Source organism: Devosia ureilytica, assembly GCF_024273195.1.
In the GTDB taxonomy this organism is placed as follows: Bacteria; Pseudomonadota; Alphaproteobacteria; order Rhizobiales; family Devosiaceae; genus Devosia; species Devosia ureilytica.
In genome coordinates this window covers 569,395-584,602 of sequence record NZ_JAMZCU010000001.1, presented here as the reverse complement: position 1 = coordinate 584,602, position 15,208 = coordinate 569,395, and the positions used below count along the sequence as shown (strand labels likewise).

The 15,208-nt window shown below is 61.1% G+C and carries 15 protein-coding genes, 1 tRNA gene and 2 pseudogenes; all 18 read right to left on the bottom strand.

Annotated features, from left to right (window positions below):
* Entirely contained in the window at window positions 1-1,050 is a 1,050-nt protein-coding gene (locus tag NIM87_RS02830) for a cysteine synthase A (RefSeq protein ID WP_254673100.1), read from the bottom strand.
* A gap of 210 nt (window positions 1,051-1,260) precedes the next feature.
* Window positions 1,261-2,679, bottom strand: coding sequence for a cryptochrome/photolyase family protein (locus tag NIM87_RS02825; protein ID WP_269467851.1), 1,419 nt, complete (start codon window positions 2,677-2,679; stop codon window positions 1,261-1,263).
* Window positions 2,680-2,734: 55 nt separating this feature from the next.
* Window positions 2,735-3,187 carry an SRPBCC family protein gene (locus tag NIM87_RS02820; protein WP_254673099.1) on the bottom strand — a complete coding sequence of 151 codons (453 nt, stop codon included), beginning with the start codon at window positions 3,185-3,187 and terminating at the stop codon, window positions 2,735-2,737.
* Window positions 3,184-4,404 (bottom strand): MFS transporter, encoded by a 1,221-nt coding sequence (locus NIM87_RS02815; protein ID WP_254673098.1) that lies wholly within the window; start codon window positions 4,402-4,404, stop codon window positions 3,184-3,186. Before NIM87_RS02815 ends, NIM87_RS02820 begins: the two co-directional genes overlap by 4 nt.
* A 95-nt stretch (window positions 4,405-4,499) precedes the next feature.
* Window positions 4,500-4,575: transfer RNA gene (locus NIM87_RS02810), tRNA-Asn, on the bottom strand.
* A gap of 97 nt (window positions 4,576-4,672) precedes the next feature.
* A complete protein-coding gene (gene mobA / locus NIM87_RS02805; RefSeq protein WP_254673097.1) occupies window positions 4,673-5,269 on the bottom strand; it encodes a molybdenum cofactor guanylyltransferase in 597 nt (198 codons plus the stop codon).
* Window positions 5,266-6,453 carry a benzoate/H(+) symporter BenE family transporter gene (locus NIM87_RS02800; RefSeq protein ID WP_254673096.1) on the bottom strand — a complete coding sequence of 396 codons (1,188 nt, stop codon included), beginning with the start codon at window positions 6,451-6,453 and terminating at the stop codon, window positions 5,266-5,268. Before NIM87_RS02800 ends, mobA begins: the two co-directional genes overlap by 4 nt.
* An 83-nt stretch (window positions 6,454-6,536) precedes the next feature.
* Window positions 6,537-6,749, bottom strand: a complete 213-nt coding sequence (locus tag NIM87_RS02795; protein WP_254673095.1) for a hypothetical protein — start codon at window positions 6,747-6,749, stop codon at window positions 6,537-6,539.
* Window positions 6,750-6,966: 217 nt separating this feature from the next.
* Entirely contained in the window at window positions 6,967-7,617 is a 651-nt protein-coding gene (locus NIM87_RS02790) for a GntR family transcriptional regulator (protein WP_254673094.1), read from the bottom strand.
* A gap of 18 nt (window positions 7,618-7,635) precedes the next feature.
* Entirely contained in the window at window positions 7,636-8,013 is a 378-nt protein-coding gene (gene hpxZ / locus NIM87_RS02785; protein WP_254673093.1) for an oxalurate catabolism protein HpxZ, read from the bottom strand.
* A complete protein-coding gene (locus NIM87_RS02780; RefSeq protein WP_254673092.1) occupies window positions 8,013-8,687 on the bottom strand; it encodes a cysteine hydrolase family protein in 675 nt (224 codons plus the stop codon). The genes hpxZ and NIM87_RS02780 overlap by 1 nt, the downstream gene beginning before the upstream one ends.
* Before the next feature lie 106 nt (window positions 8,688-8,793).
* The gene (locus NIM87_RS02775) at window positions 8,794-10,332 is read right to left on the bottom strand and encodes an ABC transporter ATP-binding protein (RefSeq protein WP_254673091.1); all 1,539 of its coding nucleotides are present in this window, start codon (window positions 10,330-10,332) and stop codon (window positions 8,794-8,796) included.
* A pseudogene (locus tag NIM87_RS02770) lies at window positions 10,329-10,820 on the bottom strand (cysteine hydrolase family protein); the annotation flags it as partial. The gene NIM87_RS02775 and the pseudogene NIM87_RS02770, both read right to left, overlap by 4 nt.
* Window positions 10,806-11,681: pseudogene (locus tag NIM87_RS02765) on the bottom strand (ABC transporter permease); the annotation flags it as partial. The pseudogenes NIM87_RS02770 and NIM87_RS02765, both read right to left, overlap by 15 nt.
* A complete protein-coding gene (locus NIM87_RS02760) occupies window positions 11,678-12,784 on the bottom strand; it encodes an ABC transporter permease (RefSeq protein ID WP_254673090.1) in 1,107 nt (368 codons plus the stop codon). The gene NIM87_RS02760 and the pseudogene NIM87_RS02765, both read right to left, overlap by 4 nt.
* Before the next feature lie 72 nt (window positions 12,785-12,856).
* Window positions 12,857-13,960, bottom strand: coding sequence for a BMP family ABC transporter substrate-binding protein (locus NIM87_RS02755; RefSeq protein ID WP_254673089.1), 1,104 nt, complete (start codon window positions 13,958-13,960; stop codon window positions 12,857-12,859).
* Window positions 13,961-14,330: 370 nt separating this feature from the next.
* Entirely contained in the window at window positions 14,331-14,681 is a 351-nt protein-coding gene (locus NIM87_RS02750; RefSeq protein ID WP_254673088.1) for an SHOCT domain-containing protein, read from the bottom strand.
* Window positions 14,682-14,936: 255 nt separating this feature from the next.
* Window positions 14,937-15,125 carry an imelysin family protein gene (locus NIM87_RS02745; protein WP_269467881.1) on the bottom strand — a complete coding sequence of 63 codons (189 nt, stop codon included), beginning with the start codon at window positions 15,123-15,125 and terminating at the stop codon, window positions 14,937-14,939.
* Window positions 15,126-15,208 lie beyond the last annotated feature (83 nt).

Here is a 15,208-nt window from a genome sequence, read left to right as displayed (position 1 = left end):
TTAGGCCGGATCTGCTTCCATCACGCTCGAAATGTCGATGGGTGTCCGGCCTTCCATCCACGGTGGGACCGGCAGGTTTTTGCCGCGCAGGAAGTCGGGATTGAAGATCTTGCTGGCATAGCGATTGCCGTAGTCACACAGCACCGTGACGATGGTCTTGCCGGGACCGAGGTCACGCGCCATGCGCACGGCGCCGGCAATATTGATGGCGCTGGAGCCGCCAAGGCACAGGCCCTCGTGCTCGAGCAGGTCGAAGATATAGGGCAGGGCCTCTGCGTCGGAAATGCGGTAGGGCATATCCACCTTCAGTCCTTCAAGATTCGCTGTAATGCGGCCCTGGCCAATGCCCTCGGTGATCGAGTCGCCTGAGGATTTGAGCTCGCCATTGGTGTAGTATTCGTACAGCGCTGCGCCCTCTGGATCGGCCAGCCCGATCTTGATGTCGGGGTTGCGCGCCCGCAGCGCTTCCGCCACCCCGGCCAGCGTTCCACCCGACCCGACCGCGCAGATGAAACCGTCCACGCGGCCATTGGTCTGCTGCCAGATTTCCGGCCCCGTTGTCTCGACATGGGCGCGACGGTTCGAGACGTTGTCAAACTGATTGGCCCAGACCGCGCCATTGGGCAACTCGGCATTGAGCTTTTCGGCGAGGCGCCCGGAGACCTTGATGTAATTATTGGGGTGTCGATAAGGCTTTGCCGGAACTTCTATCAGCTCGGCACCAAAGAGACGCAGGGCGTCCTTTTTTTCCTGGCTCTGGGTCTCGGGGATCACGATTACCGACTTGAAGCCGAGCGAATTGGCCACCAGGGTCAGGCCGATGCCGGTATTGCCCGCGGTGCCTTCAACGATTGTGCCGCCCGGCTTGAGCTTGCCCGATTTAACGGCGTCATGGATGATGAACAGCGCGGCGCGATCCTTGACCGACTGGCCCGGATTGAGAAACTCCGCCTTGCCCCAGATATCGCACCCGGTCAGCGTCGACACGCGGTTGAGGCGAATTAGCGGCGTGTTGCCGATGGCGGAGATGAGGTCTTCGTGCTTGGCCATGCTCAATTTCTGTTGTTGTCGCGCGGGACGGGCGCTGCGGTTTCGCCAAAGGCGGTCGGGCAAAACCAGACAGATCAGACACTTATCGTAGGGTGGCGATAATGGCGCTGCAAGCGATAAGCATGCCGAGCGGCAGCGCTTTTCCCTCTGGTCGATACCGGCGCAAGGGGTGGTCGCGGCGCCCGGCATCAGGAGAATAGTTTTGCGCGGTCAGTCCGTGGATGAAGCGGTGCCGAGCGCCGAATAGGCGTCGAGGGCTTGCTGCCGGGTTGTTTTCAGATCGACCATAGGCTTGGGATATGTGGTGCCAAGCGTGACCCCGGCGTTTGCCAATACGCTCGATGGAGCCGCAAAGGGCTGATGGATGAACTTGTCCGGCAGGCCCGATAGTTCAGGCACCCATGCGCGAACATAGTCGCCACGAGCATCAAAGCGTTCGCCTTGCGTTACCGGATTGAAAATGCGGAAGTACGGCGCCGCGTCGAGCCCACAGCCCGCCACCCACTGCCAGCTGGCCGGATTGTTTGCTGCGTCGGCGTCAACCAAACAATCCCAAAACCAGCGTTCGCCTTGCCGCCAGTCGATCAGCAAGTTCTTGGAAAGAAACGAGGCGACCAGCATGCGCACCCTGTTGTGCATATAGCCAGTCTCCCAAAGTTCGCGCATCCCCGCGTCGATGATCGGGAACCCGGTCTGCCCACGCTGCCACGCCTGGAGGTGCTTCGGCGCGTGTCGCCACCCGAGTTCGGCGAACTTGTCGTGCATCGGTACATTGGCAATGTCATCGCGATGGTAGAGCTGATGATAGCTGAAGTCTCGCCAGGCCAGTTCCGAGAGGAATTTGTCGACGGCGCCAGCCTGCTCAGGATGGACGTGGGCGAACGCCTGCGCTGCGTGCCAGATTTGCCGCGCGCTGATTTCTCCAAACCGCAGATGCGGGGAGAGTTTTGAGGTCAGCGTCTTGGCTGGGAAATCGCGGCCTTCGGGATAATCTCGAACCACCTCCGCAAGAAAGTCGGTCAGGCGCGCCTGAGCGGCCTGTTCCCCGACTTCCCAATAGTGGGCAATTTTGAGGGCCCAACTGGGTGGCGTGTGGTTGTGCCCTTTGGGCTGAGCGATAGATGGCCCCTCGGGCTTGCCGACAGGGCGGGGTATCTCCGTGCCCTTCAGGGTTTTCCAGAACGGCGTAAATACCGAATAGGGCCTATTCTGCCCGGTCTGGATCAGCCACGGCTCGACAAGCACGTTGCCGGGATGGGATTGCGTCGCGATACCGGCGGCGCTGAAGCGCGTCTTAATGCCGGCGTCGACGCTGCGCTCCGCCGGTCCATAGCGGCGGTTCCAATGCAGGGCGCTCGCGCCAGTCGCCTCGATGGCCTTCGCCAAGACCGCCTCGGCGGAGCCGGTCTCCACGCGCAGCGCGATTCCAATCCCTGCCAGGGCCGCGCCCATATCTTCGAGGCTTCGGTCCAGCCACCATCGCCCTGCAGCACCAATGGGGCGCAGGCTCTCATCGGTTTCGTGAATATAGAGTGCGACGACGTGCTCGGCTTGCCCGCACGCGGCGGCAAGGGCGGGATTATCTTGAAGGCGCAGGTCATTTCGCAGCCAGACCAGGGCAGTGGACAAAATGAACCTCCTTGCATTGGCAGCACTACGGCGGCGTGGCGCAAGAGGTTCAGGTCTATTCCATCAATTCTGCCAGTTCTTCGAGCGCGGCGCTCCAGGCCTCCATCGAAAAGATGCGGGTCTGCGGGTCGGCGTGGGCAAGGCCCCGCTCGGTCAGCGTAATGCTGGTGCTGTCATCCCCGATAGCCTTGAAGACGATATCGAGCACGAAGATCAACTCGCTGTCGTCATCTTCATCCTTGTGAACCCAGGAGAGCACCAGCCGTTCGTCCTCCACGAAGTTCAGCACCTCGCCACTGACCTCATGGTCGGTCTCGTCTTCGTCTTCGGCAAAGGTGACGAAGCGATATTGTCCGCCCTCATAGGCATCAAAGTCTGCCTCGTCAGCTTCCCACTGTTCGATGAGCGCCGGGTCGGTCCAGGCTTTGAACACGTCCGACACATGCGCAGCAATGGTCCGCGTCAGCGTGATCTGGCTTTCGTTGTCAGCGTCCATGCCGTTGCTCATGCCGGCGTCCTTTCAGGGTGAAGTTCGGCCGTCTTGGGCAGAAAGATGGTGAGAATACCCAAAATGGGCAGGAAGGCGCAAATTTGGAACACGGCAATCATGCCAATCCAGTCGGCCAGCGCACCCATTGCGGCGGCACCAAGCGCGCCGATGCCAAAAGCGAAACCAAACACGAAACCGGCAACCATGCCGACTTTGCCCGGCACCAGTTCCTGCGCGTAGACCACCATGGCCGAGAAGGCTGATGACAGTATCAGACCGACCATGATGCTCATCACGCAGGTCCAGAACAGGTCGAGATAGGGCAGGGCCAGGGTAAAGGGCAGGGCGCCGAGAATGGACACCCAAATGACCGCAAGACGGCCATAGCGATCCCCGACGGGGCCGCCAATGAATGTTCCGGCCGCGACCGCACCGAGGAAGGCGAATAGGTAGTACTGTGCTTCCTGGGCCGAGAGCGCGAACTTCTCAATCAGAAAGAATGCGTAATAGCTCTTGAGTCCCTCGATATAGATAAATTTGCTCAAGAGCAGGGCGCCGAGCACCGCAAAGGCAATGATCAGGCGCTGCCGCGACAGGGCAGGCTTATTGAGCTGCACAGCGGGCCTGCTTGCCGACATGCGCTGGTGATCCACGAACCAGCGCCCGACATGGGTCATCAGCACGAGGCCCAATGCAGCAACGATGAGAAACCAGAAAACGCTGGTTTGCCCCAGTGGCAGCAGAATCAGCGCTGCGGCCAGCGGACCCAGCGCGGTGCCGGCATTGCCGCCGACCTGAAATAGCGACTGCGCCAAGCCAAAGCGGCCGCCCGAGGCCATACGCGCCACGCGCGACGCTTCGGGATGGAACAGGGCCGACCCTGTGCCCACAACGACGGCCGCCATAAAGAGCAGCCAGAAGCTGTTGGCCGCTGCGAGCAGCGCAACGCCGGCCGCCACTATGGTCATCGACAGGGCCAGCCAATAGGGCTTTGGCTTGCGGTCGCCCGATAGCCCGAAAATCGGCTGCAACAGACACGCCGTGATTTGCTGCCCTAAAGTCAGCAGGCCGATTTGCAGATAGCTCAGGCCATAGGTTTGTTTGAGCAGCGGATAAAGCGCCGGCAGCAGGAACTGCAGCAGATCATTGAGGAAATGCGCGCCGCTGACGGCCAGAATGATGGTCAAAGCGGTGCGCTGCGCATCCGGCGCAGGGGCGGCGGCAATGGTGGTCATGAAAAATCGCTTCAGGAACGGATTGCAGCCGTCCTACGCCACGATATCGGCAAGAGCAATCGCTCGTGCTCAATATTCAGGCATTTGAGGGGAAATGGCTCCGCGAGCTGGACTCGAACCAGCGACCATTCGATTAACAGTCGAACGCTCTACCAACTGAGCTATCGCGGAACACTTTCGTGCGCCCTCTTGCGAAGGCGAGGTCCGTGTAACCAAACTGATCCGCTTTGCCAAGCCCCGAATGACAGGTCTTGTGAATAAGTTGTCATTACTCGTGCGCGTCGGCCCGTTTCGTCAGCCCGATCAGGTCATCAAGGCCGTTGAGATTGGCAAAGGGATCGAGCTCATGGGTGTCGGACCAGTCGACATGGATTGCGCCCAGCGCCCGCAGCAAGCTTCGGGGACTATTGTGTTCGCCTACTTCAAGGTTCGCCAGATCCGACAAGCGCCAGGCGGCATTGGTGGGATAAAAATTGTCCTTCCATCCGGCATGAGCCGCGGCCGCACCGCTGTTCAGTGCGGCGAGCAGTCGCGGCGCGTAATCAACAGGAAGAAATGGCGTGTCCACGGCCACGGAGATCACGATCGTTGCCGGGTCGACCTGCCCGGCAAGGTGGTGCGCGGCCGCCATGAGCCCGGCCAATGGTCCTGCCAATGGCAGGTCAAGATCAGGCACGCTGGTGCCGAATTCGCCGAAGCTGTGGGTGTCGCGCCCTGTTGAGATCAGTATAGGCGGCTCAAGGTCCTCAAGTCGGGCAACAACCCGTTCAATCAGCGATTGTCCGCCGATGCGCAGGGTCGCTTTGCGAACTAGCCCGAGCCGACTGCCCGACCCGCCGGCCAGGATCACGCCAACCGCGCTCACGTCTGGCGGTTCCTTTTGAGCAGAAGCAACAAGACAATACCGCCCACCATGCCCCAAAAGGGCGCGCCGACGCCCACGATGGTGATGCCCGAAGCCGTCGCCACAAACGTCAGGATAGCCGGTAGTCGCGTTTCTTCGTCGGCCAGTGCCGCCGCAAGCGCCGCGGCCAGGCTTGAAAACAGCGCAAGGCCAGCGACTGCCTGGATCAGCAAGGGCGGAGAAGCCGCGATAAAGGCCGCGGCGAGGCTCGCGGTCAGTCCAAACAGAATATAGGTGACCCCAGCTGCAATCGGCGCTGGCCAACGCTTATCCGCATCTGGATGTGCCTCCGGCCCGGCACAGATGGCGGCGGTGATGGCTGCAAGATTGCTGGTCGGCCCGCCAAAGAACGCCGTTGCCGCGCTGGCGACGCCGGTCGCGACAAACAGCGGCGATGGCTGCAGAGTGAACCCGTTACTCTTCATCACGGCGATGCCGGGCAGATTTTGCGAGGCCATGGTGACGATGTAGAGCGGCAGAGCAATGCGAACAATCGCGTCGAGCGAGAACTCGGGCATTACCGGGACGAGCATGGGCCACGCGCCATCGAAGGTGCCTTGCGGCAGTTGTGTGGTGGTCGCCAGGATAATTGCGGTCGTGCAGACGGCAAGCGGCACTGCATAGCGACGCGCGAAGCGCAGGGCCAGCGCCCAGACACACAAAATTGGCAACGTGTGCCAAGGCATTTCGGCGACGGCGTTGATGGGGGCGAGACAAAGCGTCAACAGCATGCCGGCCAGCATGGCATTGGCGATGACCGCTGGTATTGCCGCAATGGCGCGCCCCAACGGGCCAACCATGCCAGTCAGGACAATCATCGCGGCACAGACGAGAAAAGCACCGGCCGCGGCCGGAAACCCGCCCACCGGCTCGCCCACGGTCAATAGAAAGGCCATGCCGGGCGTGGTCCAAGCAAAACTCACCGGAGTTCTGATCCTCCAGGCGACCACCACATTGAGCAGCCCCATGGCGACGCAAACCGAAAGCAGGCCCGATCCAGCCTGCTGCGGCGAAGCTCCCCCGGCGGCCAGGGCCGCAAGGACCAATGTGAATGTACTTGCCGAACCGACCACTGCAGCCAGCATCCCGGCAAAGATCGGCTGGGCATAGTCCCGGCTGGCAAGTGTGGTGACGTCTGCGGACATGCTGATTCCCGAAAACCAAGTTTCGGGACGCTATATCCTGGCAACGCCCGACGCTACCGGCTGGGCGGAATGAGATGCGGGGCTTACCCCCGTCTTCCCGAAGGGCTTGGCCGTTTGAACTGGTCGGTCAGCGCCAGCAATACCACCATGTGCAGGCGTTCGGGTGTGTTCGGCGGCTTGAGGCATTTGACCCGGGACGAAACGGTATATCGGGCGCCGTCCCGTTCCCCCGTGGCGGTGTAGAGCAGATATTTGCTCTCCTCGTCATAGTAGGCCGAGGTCACCTTGAACTGCATTCAGGCTAAGCGCTCCCTGCGCAATTCTCCTACTATCGCACGGCCAGAAGACCGGGCGCGACCAATCGGCCCCCAATTTCAGACGATGGCGACCGCGCAATCAATCTATTCCGGAAGCGATTGCCGTCCAATAGGCGTTTGCGCTCTGAGCGTGGCGGGGTGGTCAGGCGGAGGCTTTCAAACCACCTGCGACTTCACTCTGACGGCGGGAGACTCGCTACCCGTCTGCAAGCCGTCGATATGCATGCTTCACCGTCGTAATGTGGGATCGCATGGACAATTCTGCCCCGGACCGATCGCCACACAGGATGGCTGCAACAACCTTGGAATGCTCTTCGTGGGACTGTCCGAGACGCCCCAGTGTTTCGAACTGCGCGCGGCGAAAGGGCTGCAGGCGCTGGCGCGTGGCACTGGTCAATTCAAACAGGTAGCCGTTGTGAGCGCCATGATAGATCATGGAGTGGAAGAGTTCATTGGCCTCAACATAGGCTTCTGCGTCCCCGTCCCGAACCATGGCCGCCATGGCGGAGTGATGGGTATTCAATGCCTGACGTTCAACCACGCTCATGGTCACCGCCGAAAGTCCGGCGCAGAGGGCCTCGAGATAGGCCATGACCTCGAACATGCCCGCCAGGGTCGCTTCGTCAGGCTTGGCGACCACGGCGCTGGCATGCGGGCGCTGTTCGACCAGGCCACTGGAGCGCAGAAGGCGTAGGGCCTCGCGGATGGGTGTGCGTGACACGGAAAATTCGGTGGCCAGACCCTGCTCATCGAGAGGAGTGCCGGGAGCCAGATCACCATTGATAATGCGCGCCGCAATTGCTTGCCGAATCTGTTCGGCGGACGTGCGGGGAGGACGCTGGAGCAATCGCTAGGTCTTTCTGCTTCAGGTTTTCGGCATCATGCTGACATGGGCAGCGCCGATCTTCCAACCCGCCTCGGTGCGAATCCAGGTTTGTTGCTGGCGACCGACCTGCCCGGGAAAGTCGTTTCGATAGAACATGGTGGAGGCCACCGCAACATCGGGGCCATAAGTAACGATCACCAGCCGTTCCAACCGGCGGTCAAATGGAGACTGCGCCGTGCGAAAGGCGCGCAGCTCATCGATGCCGTATTGCACCTCGCTCACCCCATAGCGGACAATATCGGCGCGATGGAGGAAGAAGGCGTCGAGGACCGCTGTGTCGTTGGACAGCAAGGCCGCCTCATAGGCGTCAAAGGCGGCTTGAACCTCGGAGAGGGTCCGTGGGTCGTTAAAGATCATCACGGGCGGGCACCCGAGACGGCCTGCTCGAGGCTTGCCAATGGCGTTGCCCAGCCCACAATCGCCCCCTGCGCGACGATCATCTCGATGGTCGCAGCCTTGAACTGCGGGAAATAGCTTTCGGTAGCGTCCTCGATAACCAGGCACTCATAGCCCCGGTCGTTGGCCTCGCGCATGGAGGTCTGGACGCAGACTTCGGTGGTGACGCCGGCAAAGACCAGTTGGGTAATGCCCAGTGCCTTCAAGCGCTCGTGAATGCCGGTGGCGTAGAACATCCCCTTTCCGGGCTTGTCGACAACGACTTCGCCGTCGAGAGGGGAAAGTTCGGCAACAATCTGGTTACCGGGTTCACCAGCAATCAGGATACGGCCCATGGCGCCTGCGTCCCCGATGCGCAGGCCCGGTTTGCCGCGATTGCGCTTTGCCGGGGGGCAGTCGGACAGATCGGGCTTGTGGGCCTCGCGGGTGTGGATGATGGGCCAAGCCTGAGCCCGGAACAGTGAAATGAGCGCCGCGGTGGTGGGAATGATGGCTTTGAGGCGCTGCACATCATTGCCCAGCGAATCCCCGAAGCCGCCGCGTTCGATGAAGTCGCGCTGCATGTCGATGACAACCAGGGCTGTGTGCGCCGGATCGAGTTGGAACGGGTAGGGGCGAGCAGGAACGGGTATCATGCAAAGACCCACTCATATGTCACGCGCAGTGCGCTAACCACCTTCTCCCCTTGTGGGAGAAGGTGCCCGAAGCGCGGATAAGGGGGTTGCGATATTTGTATCATCCTCAATGCCCCGCCATGTGCTGACCGATGGTGTTCCGGTCGGTATCTTCGATCTTGCTGACATAGGTGATGGTGCCGCCGCTCATCACCGCCACGCGGTCGGCCAGTTCAAGGATTTCATCAAGATCCTCGGAAACCAAAAGCACGGCCGCCCCCCGATTTCGCTGCTCCATGATCTGGCTGCGAATTTCCGAAACCGAGGCGAAGTCGAGACCGAAGCAGGGATTGGCGACGATCAATACGTCGACATCGCCGCTAAGTTCGCGAGCCAGCACGGCGCGCTGCACATTGCCGCCCGAGAGCGTTTCGATTGGCGCGTCGGGCGAGGTGGTCTTGACGCGATAACGGGCGATCAGTTCCTCTGCCTTGATCCGCAAAGGCCCCGGAGACATCCACCATCCGAATTTTGCCACGGGGGGCTTATCGAACGAGCGGAAAGCAATGTTCTCGGCCACACTCATGCGCGGCACAGTGGCATTCTTGAGCGGTTCCTCGGGCAGGCCAAAGACCTTGTAGCGGTCGAAATCGCCGCGCGTGGGGAAGAAGTTCTGGCCACGGATGCGAATTGCGCCGTCGCTGAGGGCGCGCTGGCCGGCAAGGGCTTCAACCAATGCCGATTGACCATTGCCCGAAACGCCTGCGATGCCGACAATCTCGCCGGCATGAACCTTCAGATTGACTGCCTCGATTGCATTGCCGCCCTCGGCGTGGTCGGCAAAGAGGCCGGCCAGTTCGAGCATTTCCTTTTTGTCATTGTGCTGACGACGCTGGGCGCGCTCGCGGATTTCAGTGTCGCCGATCATCATCTGGCTCATCTCGGCCACGGTCGCGGTTTGTGCGTCGCCAGAGCCGGTGAACCTGCCGCGCCGCAACACGGTGAAACCGTCGCAGAAGGCTTTCACTTCACGGAACTTGTGCGAGATCATGAGCACAGTGATCTCCTTGCGGCTGGCCATGTCGCCCAGGAGGCCAAGCACTTCGTCCGCCTCGCCGGGGGTGAGCACCGAGGTGGGCTCGTCAAGGATCATGAAGCGCTGGTCGAGATAGAGCAGCTTGAGGATTTCCAGCTTCTGCTTTTCGCCGGCCGATAGCGCCGAGACCTGGGCGTCAAGCGGTACCCGGAACGGCATCGTCTCCATGAATTGGGCCAGAGCCTTTTTCTCTTTGCGCCAATCGATCACGGCGGGTGCGTCGGCGCGGGAGATGACAAGATTTTCGGCGGCGGTCAGGCAGGGCACGAGGGTAAAGTGCTGATAGACCATGCCAATACCGTTGGCGCGGGCATCTCTTGGAGTGCGGATGGCGACTTCTTTACCATCGAGCAGCACCTGCCCCTTGTCGGCTGCGTAAAAGCCCATGATCGACTTGACCAGCGTAGACTTACCAGCCCCGTTCTCGCCCAGCAGCGCATGGAATGCACCGGCGGGAACGTTGATGCTGACATCATCGAGGGCGACCAGTGGCCCGAAGATCTTGGTCATGCCGACCGCTTGCAGCGACGGGGCGCGGCCGACGGCAGCAACCGGAGCAATGGCGTTCATGGCAACGCCTCGATCAGGGCTGCCGACGTGGACACGGCGCCGAAAACGCCGCCTTGCATCTTGATCATATCGATGGCGGCGAGGTGGTTCTCGACCTTGGTGGCCGCGCAGCAATCCTCGAGCAGCAGGCATTCATAGCCGCGGTCATTGGCGTCGCGCATGGTGGTGTGGACGCAGACATCGGTGGTGACGCCGGCAAAGATGATGTTGCGAATATTCTTCATGCGCAGCACCAGTTCGAAATCGGTGGCTATGAATGTGCCCTTGCCGGGCTTGTCGATTATCTGTTCGCCGGGCAGGGGCTGGAGTTCGGGGATGATTTCCCAGCCCGGCTCGCCGCGCACCAGGATGCGACCGCAAGGCCCTTGGTCGCCGATACCCGCGCCGATGCGTTGCGAGCGCCAGCGCTTGTTGGCGGGGAGGTCCGAGAGGTCGGGTTTATGGCCCTCGCGTGTATGGATAACGGTGTAGCCCTTGGAGCGAGCAGCGGCGATCATGATGAAGAGCGTGAGGATGTAGGGGGCGGCGTTGAAGAAGTAATAGCCCTGGGAAATGCCGACCGACTGCAGAGACGGTCCGATGGCGCCGGCGGCTCCGAACAAAAGGGCGGCCCAGATGCAGCGGATCGGGTCCCAGCGGGCAAAGATCACGAGGGCCACGGCCATAAGGCCTTGACCGGAACTCAGGCCCTGGTTCCAAGATCCGGGATAGTAGAGCGAGAGGAACGCGCCGCCGATGCCGGCGAGGAAACCGCCGGCCGAAGTGGCAAGCAGGCGAACCAGATCGACCGAGACACCCATGGCTTTGGCCGAGGCGGCACTGTCACCGGTCATGCGGACGATAAGGCCCCAGCGGGTATTGGCAAAAGCCCAACTCATGGCGATGGCGAGCAGGATGCCGACGAAGAACAGTGGATTGACCTGGAGGGCTTGGGCCAACGCCGGGTTGCCAGTCCAGTCACCGAGCGGGATAGCATCGAGCCGGGGCGCGGAGGGCTGAATATAGGGCTTGCCAAAGAAGAAGGCGACGCCGGTGCCAAAGCTCATGATGGCAATGCCCACGGCGATGTCGTTCACCCGCGGCAGCTTGCAGATATAACCATGCAGTGCTCCCAACAGGAGGCCTGATCCGCCAGCGGCGATGACGCCGATCCAGGGATTGCCGGTGTGGAAGCTGATGGCGTAGGCGACCATCGCGCCGAGCACGAGATTGCCTTCGAGCCCCAGATTGATGCGGCCTGATTTTTCAGTCAGGCACTCGCCCAGGGCCACGAACATGAACGGGGTCGAGACGCGAATGGCGCCGCCCAGCATGGCAATGAAGACCGTGAGGATCCCGGCGTCGCTCATGTGCGGTCTCCTCGCAAATCGGCTTGGAAGAATTTTATCCGTCCATAGAGCGTGTCGCTTGCAAGCAGCACCACGAAGATGATGCCTTGAAGCACCAGCACAGTTGCATCGGGCATGCCCATACGGCGCTGCACGAGGCCTCCGGCAGCGGCGAGAGCGCCGAACAGGATGGCGATGGGTATGACCATCAGCGGATTATGACGGGCAAGGAAGGCCACGAGAATGCCGGTGAAGCCATAGCCGGCCACCAGCGAGGCATTGGCCTGTCCGTGAATGGCGGCAACCTCGAAAAACCCGGCAAGCCCGGCGCAGGCCCCCGCAATGACGCAGCAGGTGACCATGAGGAAGCCCACCGGCAGGCCCTGGGCCTGGGCGGCGCGAACATTTCCCCCGGTCATGCGAGCAGCAAAGCCGAAGGTGGTGCGGCTCATCAACACCCAGAGCGCTATTGCCGCCAGAATGCCCGCAGCGAACCCCCAATGCACGTCAGTGCCAGGGATGGCGCCGATGCGGTAGGCATCGCCAATGGGCATGGTGGATGGCTTGTTGGCCGAAGCCGGATCGCGCAAGGCGCCTTCAACGAAAAAGTTCATGATGGCAATGGCGATGTAGGAAAGCAGCAGCGAGGAGATGGTTTCGTTGACGCCGCGATAATGACGCAACCAGCCGGCCAGGCCGATCCAGAAGCCGGAGGCGGCCATGGCGGCCAGCGCCATGAATATCCAGGTGATGGGAACCGGCGCGCCGCCGGAAACCAGTGGAATGGCCATGGCGGCCGCACTCAGGCCACCCAGCACCAGGGCGCCTTCGGCCCCGATGATGGTCAGGCCGATGCGCGCCGGAATGGCAAAGGCAAGACCGGTCAGGATCAGCGGTGCTGCCCTCTGCAATGACTGCTGGAGGGAGAAGGACGAGCCGAACCCTCCGGTCCAGATCAGGGCGAAGAAATCGAGCGGCGATTGGCCAATCACAAGAAGGAAGAGCGAGAAAATCAGCGCCGAAGCAATGAGCGCCACCACAGGCACGAAGATGGCCTCGGCGAGCTTTAGCGTTCGCACGCTCGTCGCGCGGTGAATTGGAACTGAGGGGCTGGCAACGGTCATTCTGGCCTCGCTGAATTCACTGTGATCTCCCCTCTCCGTTTACGGGAGAGGGGAGAGGAGAGTGGTGCGCGATCAGGTGATCGAACCGACGACGCCTTCGAGCAGGTAGCTCATGCCGTCGAGGACCGGATCGTAATTGTCCATTTCGCCTTCAATGACGACATTGCCGGCATTGTCTTTCAGCGGGCCGACATAGATGGGCTTTTTGGCAACCAGATCGGCAATGGCGGCATCCGCTGCCGCGATGGCCTCGGGCGTGGCGCCCGCGCCGTAGGGCGTGTTCTGGATCATGTCGTTGTGGTAGCCGCCGGCGACGAAGTTGGGCAGCGGCTCGCCCTTTGCCAGGAGGTCGGCATACATCGAGTAGATGGTGGCCCATTTGTATTCGGCGCCGGTGATGAAGCCATTGGGTGCCAGCGGGGCCTGCGAAGCGTTGTGGCCGCAGGTTTTGACGCCACGGCCTTCAGCTGTCTCGACCACCACCTTGGGGCCGTCAACGTGGCATGTGATGACGTCGCAACCGGCATCGACCAACGCATTGGTCGCCTCGGCCTCGCGCACCGGCATCGACCATTCACCGGTGAAGATCACCTGCACGGTTGCATTCGGATTGGTCTTCCTGGCGCCGAGCAGGAACGAATTGATGTTGGAAAGTACCGAGGGGATCGGCTTGGCGGCCACAAAGCCGAGCTTGCCGCTTGGCGAGGCGGCACCGGCGGCGACGCCGTCCACATAATGCGCCTGGTTGAGATAGCAAAAATAGGAACCGGCATTGGCGGGGTCTGCATCCGTCCAGAGCGGGGCTGCGTGACGGAATTCGACATCGGGGTATTTCTTGGCCAGTTCGACCACGAAGGGGCTGTAGTAACCGAAGGACGTCGCCAGAATCAGATTGGCGCCATCGAGATTGATCATGGATTCCATCGATTGGCTGACGGCATCGGTCTCGGCGACATTTTCTTCTTCAATGACGGTGACGCCCGGCACCTTCTTGAGAATTTCCATTGCGACCGAGTGTGCCTGGTTCCAGCCGAAATCATCGCGCGGACCGACATAAACAGTACCAATGGTGAGCGGCGATTGCGCCTGGGCCCAGCCGACAGGCAAAGCAGCGGCGGCGAGACCCGCGGCACCGGCTTTAAGCAGCGAACGACGGGACAAATTGATGTGCGACATTGTTTGAGCTCCCTCGATCCACCCTGAGGACGAGTGGCGGAGACAATGTAGCAAACACTGTGCCAGACGGGCCTTTGCTCGTTAAGCTCTTGTTAATAGGATCATTTCACGAAAAATGGACGTGACATCGCCGCGGCACGCTTTGCAATATTGCATACATTACGAACATGAATGCCTATAAATAAGGCAAAAACTTTCAACTGCATACAAAATCCTCGGACGCAAAGCTGGCGGCAAAACAGCCACTGGACTTTTGCCCAGACTGCCATTTTGCCGAACATTGCTGCGCTGCAACGCATTTGCCCCTCCTGGGCTACCGTCGCGACAGTATGCCGAGGATCAGCAGCGGCCTGCGCGGTCCTTGGAATTGCTATTCACCAAGGACGCGCCGACGTTCCTCATAATCGGCCTTGTCGATCTCCCCACGCGCAAAACGCTCTTTGAGGATGTCGAGTGCGGTTCGCCCAGGTGCCTGGGGCGTGCCCTGCCAAGATCCGACTGGCCGACGCACCAGATGGGCTATGGCTGCGACGACCGCGACCACGATCAGCAGCATGAATAGCGGCCCGAAGAACATGCCATCCCAGCCGCCACCCCACCACCCCATGTGTGGTCCGTACTGGTACTGGCCGGGCGTCGTGGGTGCCTGCGCCATGGCCGTGCTGACAAGGGCGGTCGCGGCACCACAGGCGGTGACCGCCCGGACTAGTGATCTGTGCATCTGCTTGCTCCTTCTAATGGCAGCGCCCGGCATCGAACACTGTCGGTTCCTGATTGACCCATCCTACGCCCCCGCGCCGCGCGGCACCTTGTTTCAGATCAAGAACGGCACGTCTCGGCCGGTTCTGTATGCATGGCCGAAGGATCGCTCAGGCCCGCAGTGTGTTTCACTTCTCTCGTGGTGCTCCCGAGGTCCTGTACCGCGCCATTGGCAACGTCATGGAGGGCGGTGAACTGTTATCTCGTCGGGTAAGCCTCACACCTGCCGCAGGTGATTGTCCCAAGCAGCCTCCGTCACCGCCAGGGTGACGCCGCGCAGATCGGGCCAGAAGAAGATTGTTTCGAAGCGGTTGTCCGAAATCAGTGGACCGAAGCGGAGCACCGAAAGGCGCCCCCAACTCTCAACCATCTCTCCGAATTCCGCTTGCGCCTGTTTTAGCGCCAGCGCAGGTCAGCCCGAGAGCGAGATCGCATACGGAGAGCAGGCGCCACAGCTCACGCGCCGGGCAACAGCTCTTATTCGCAACA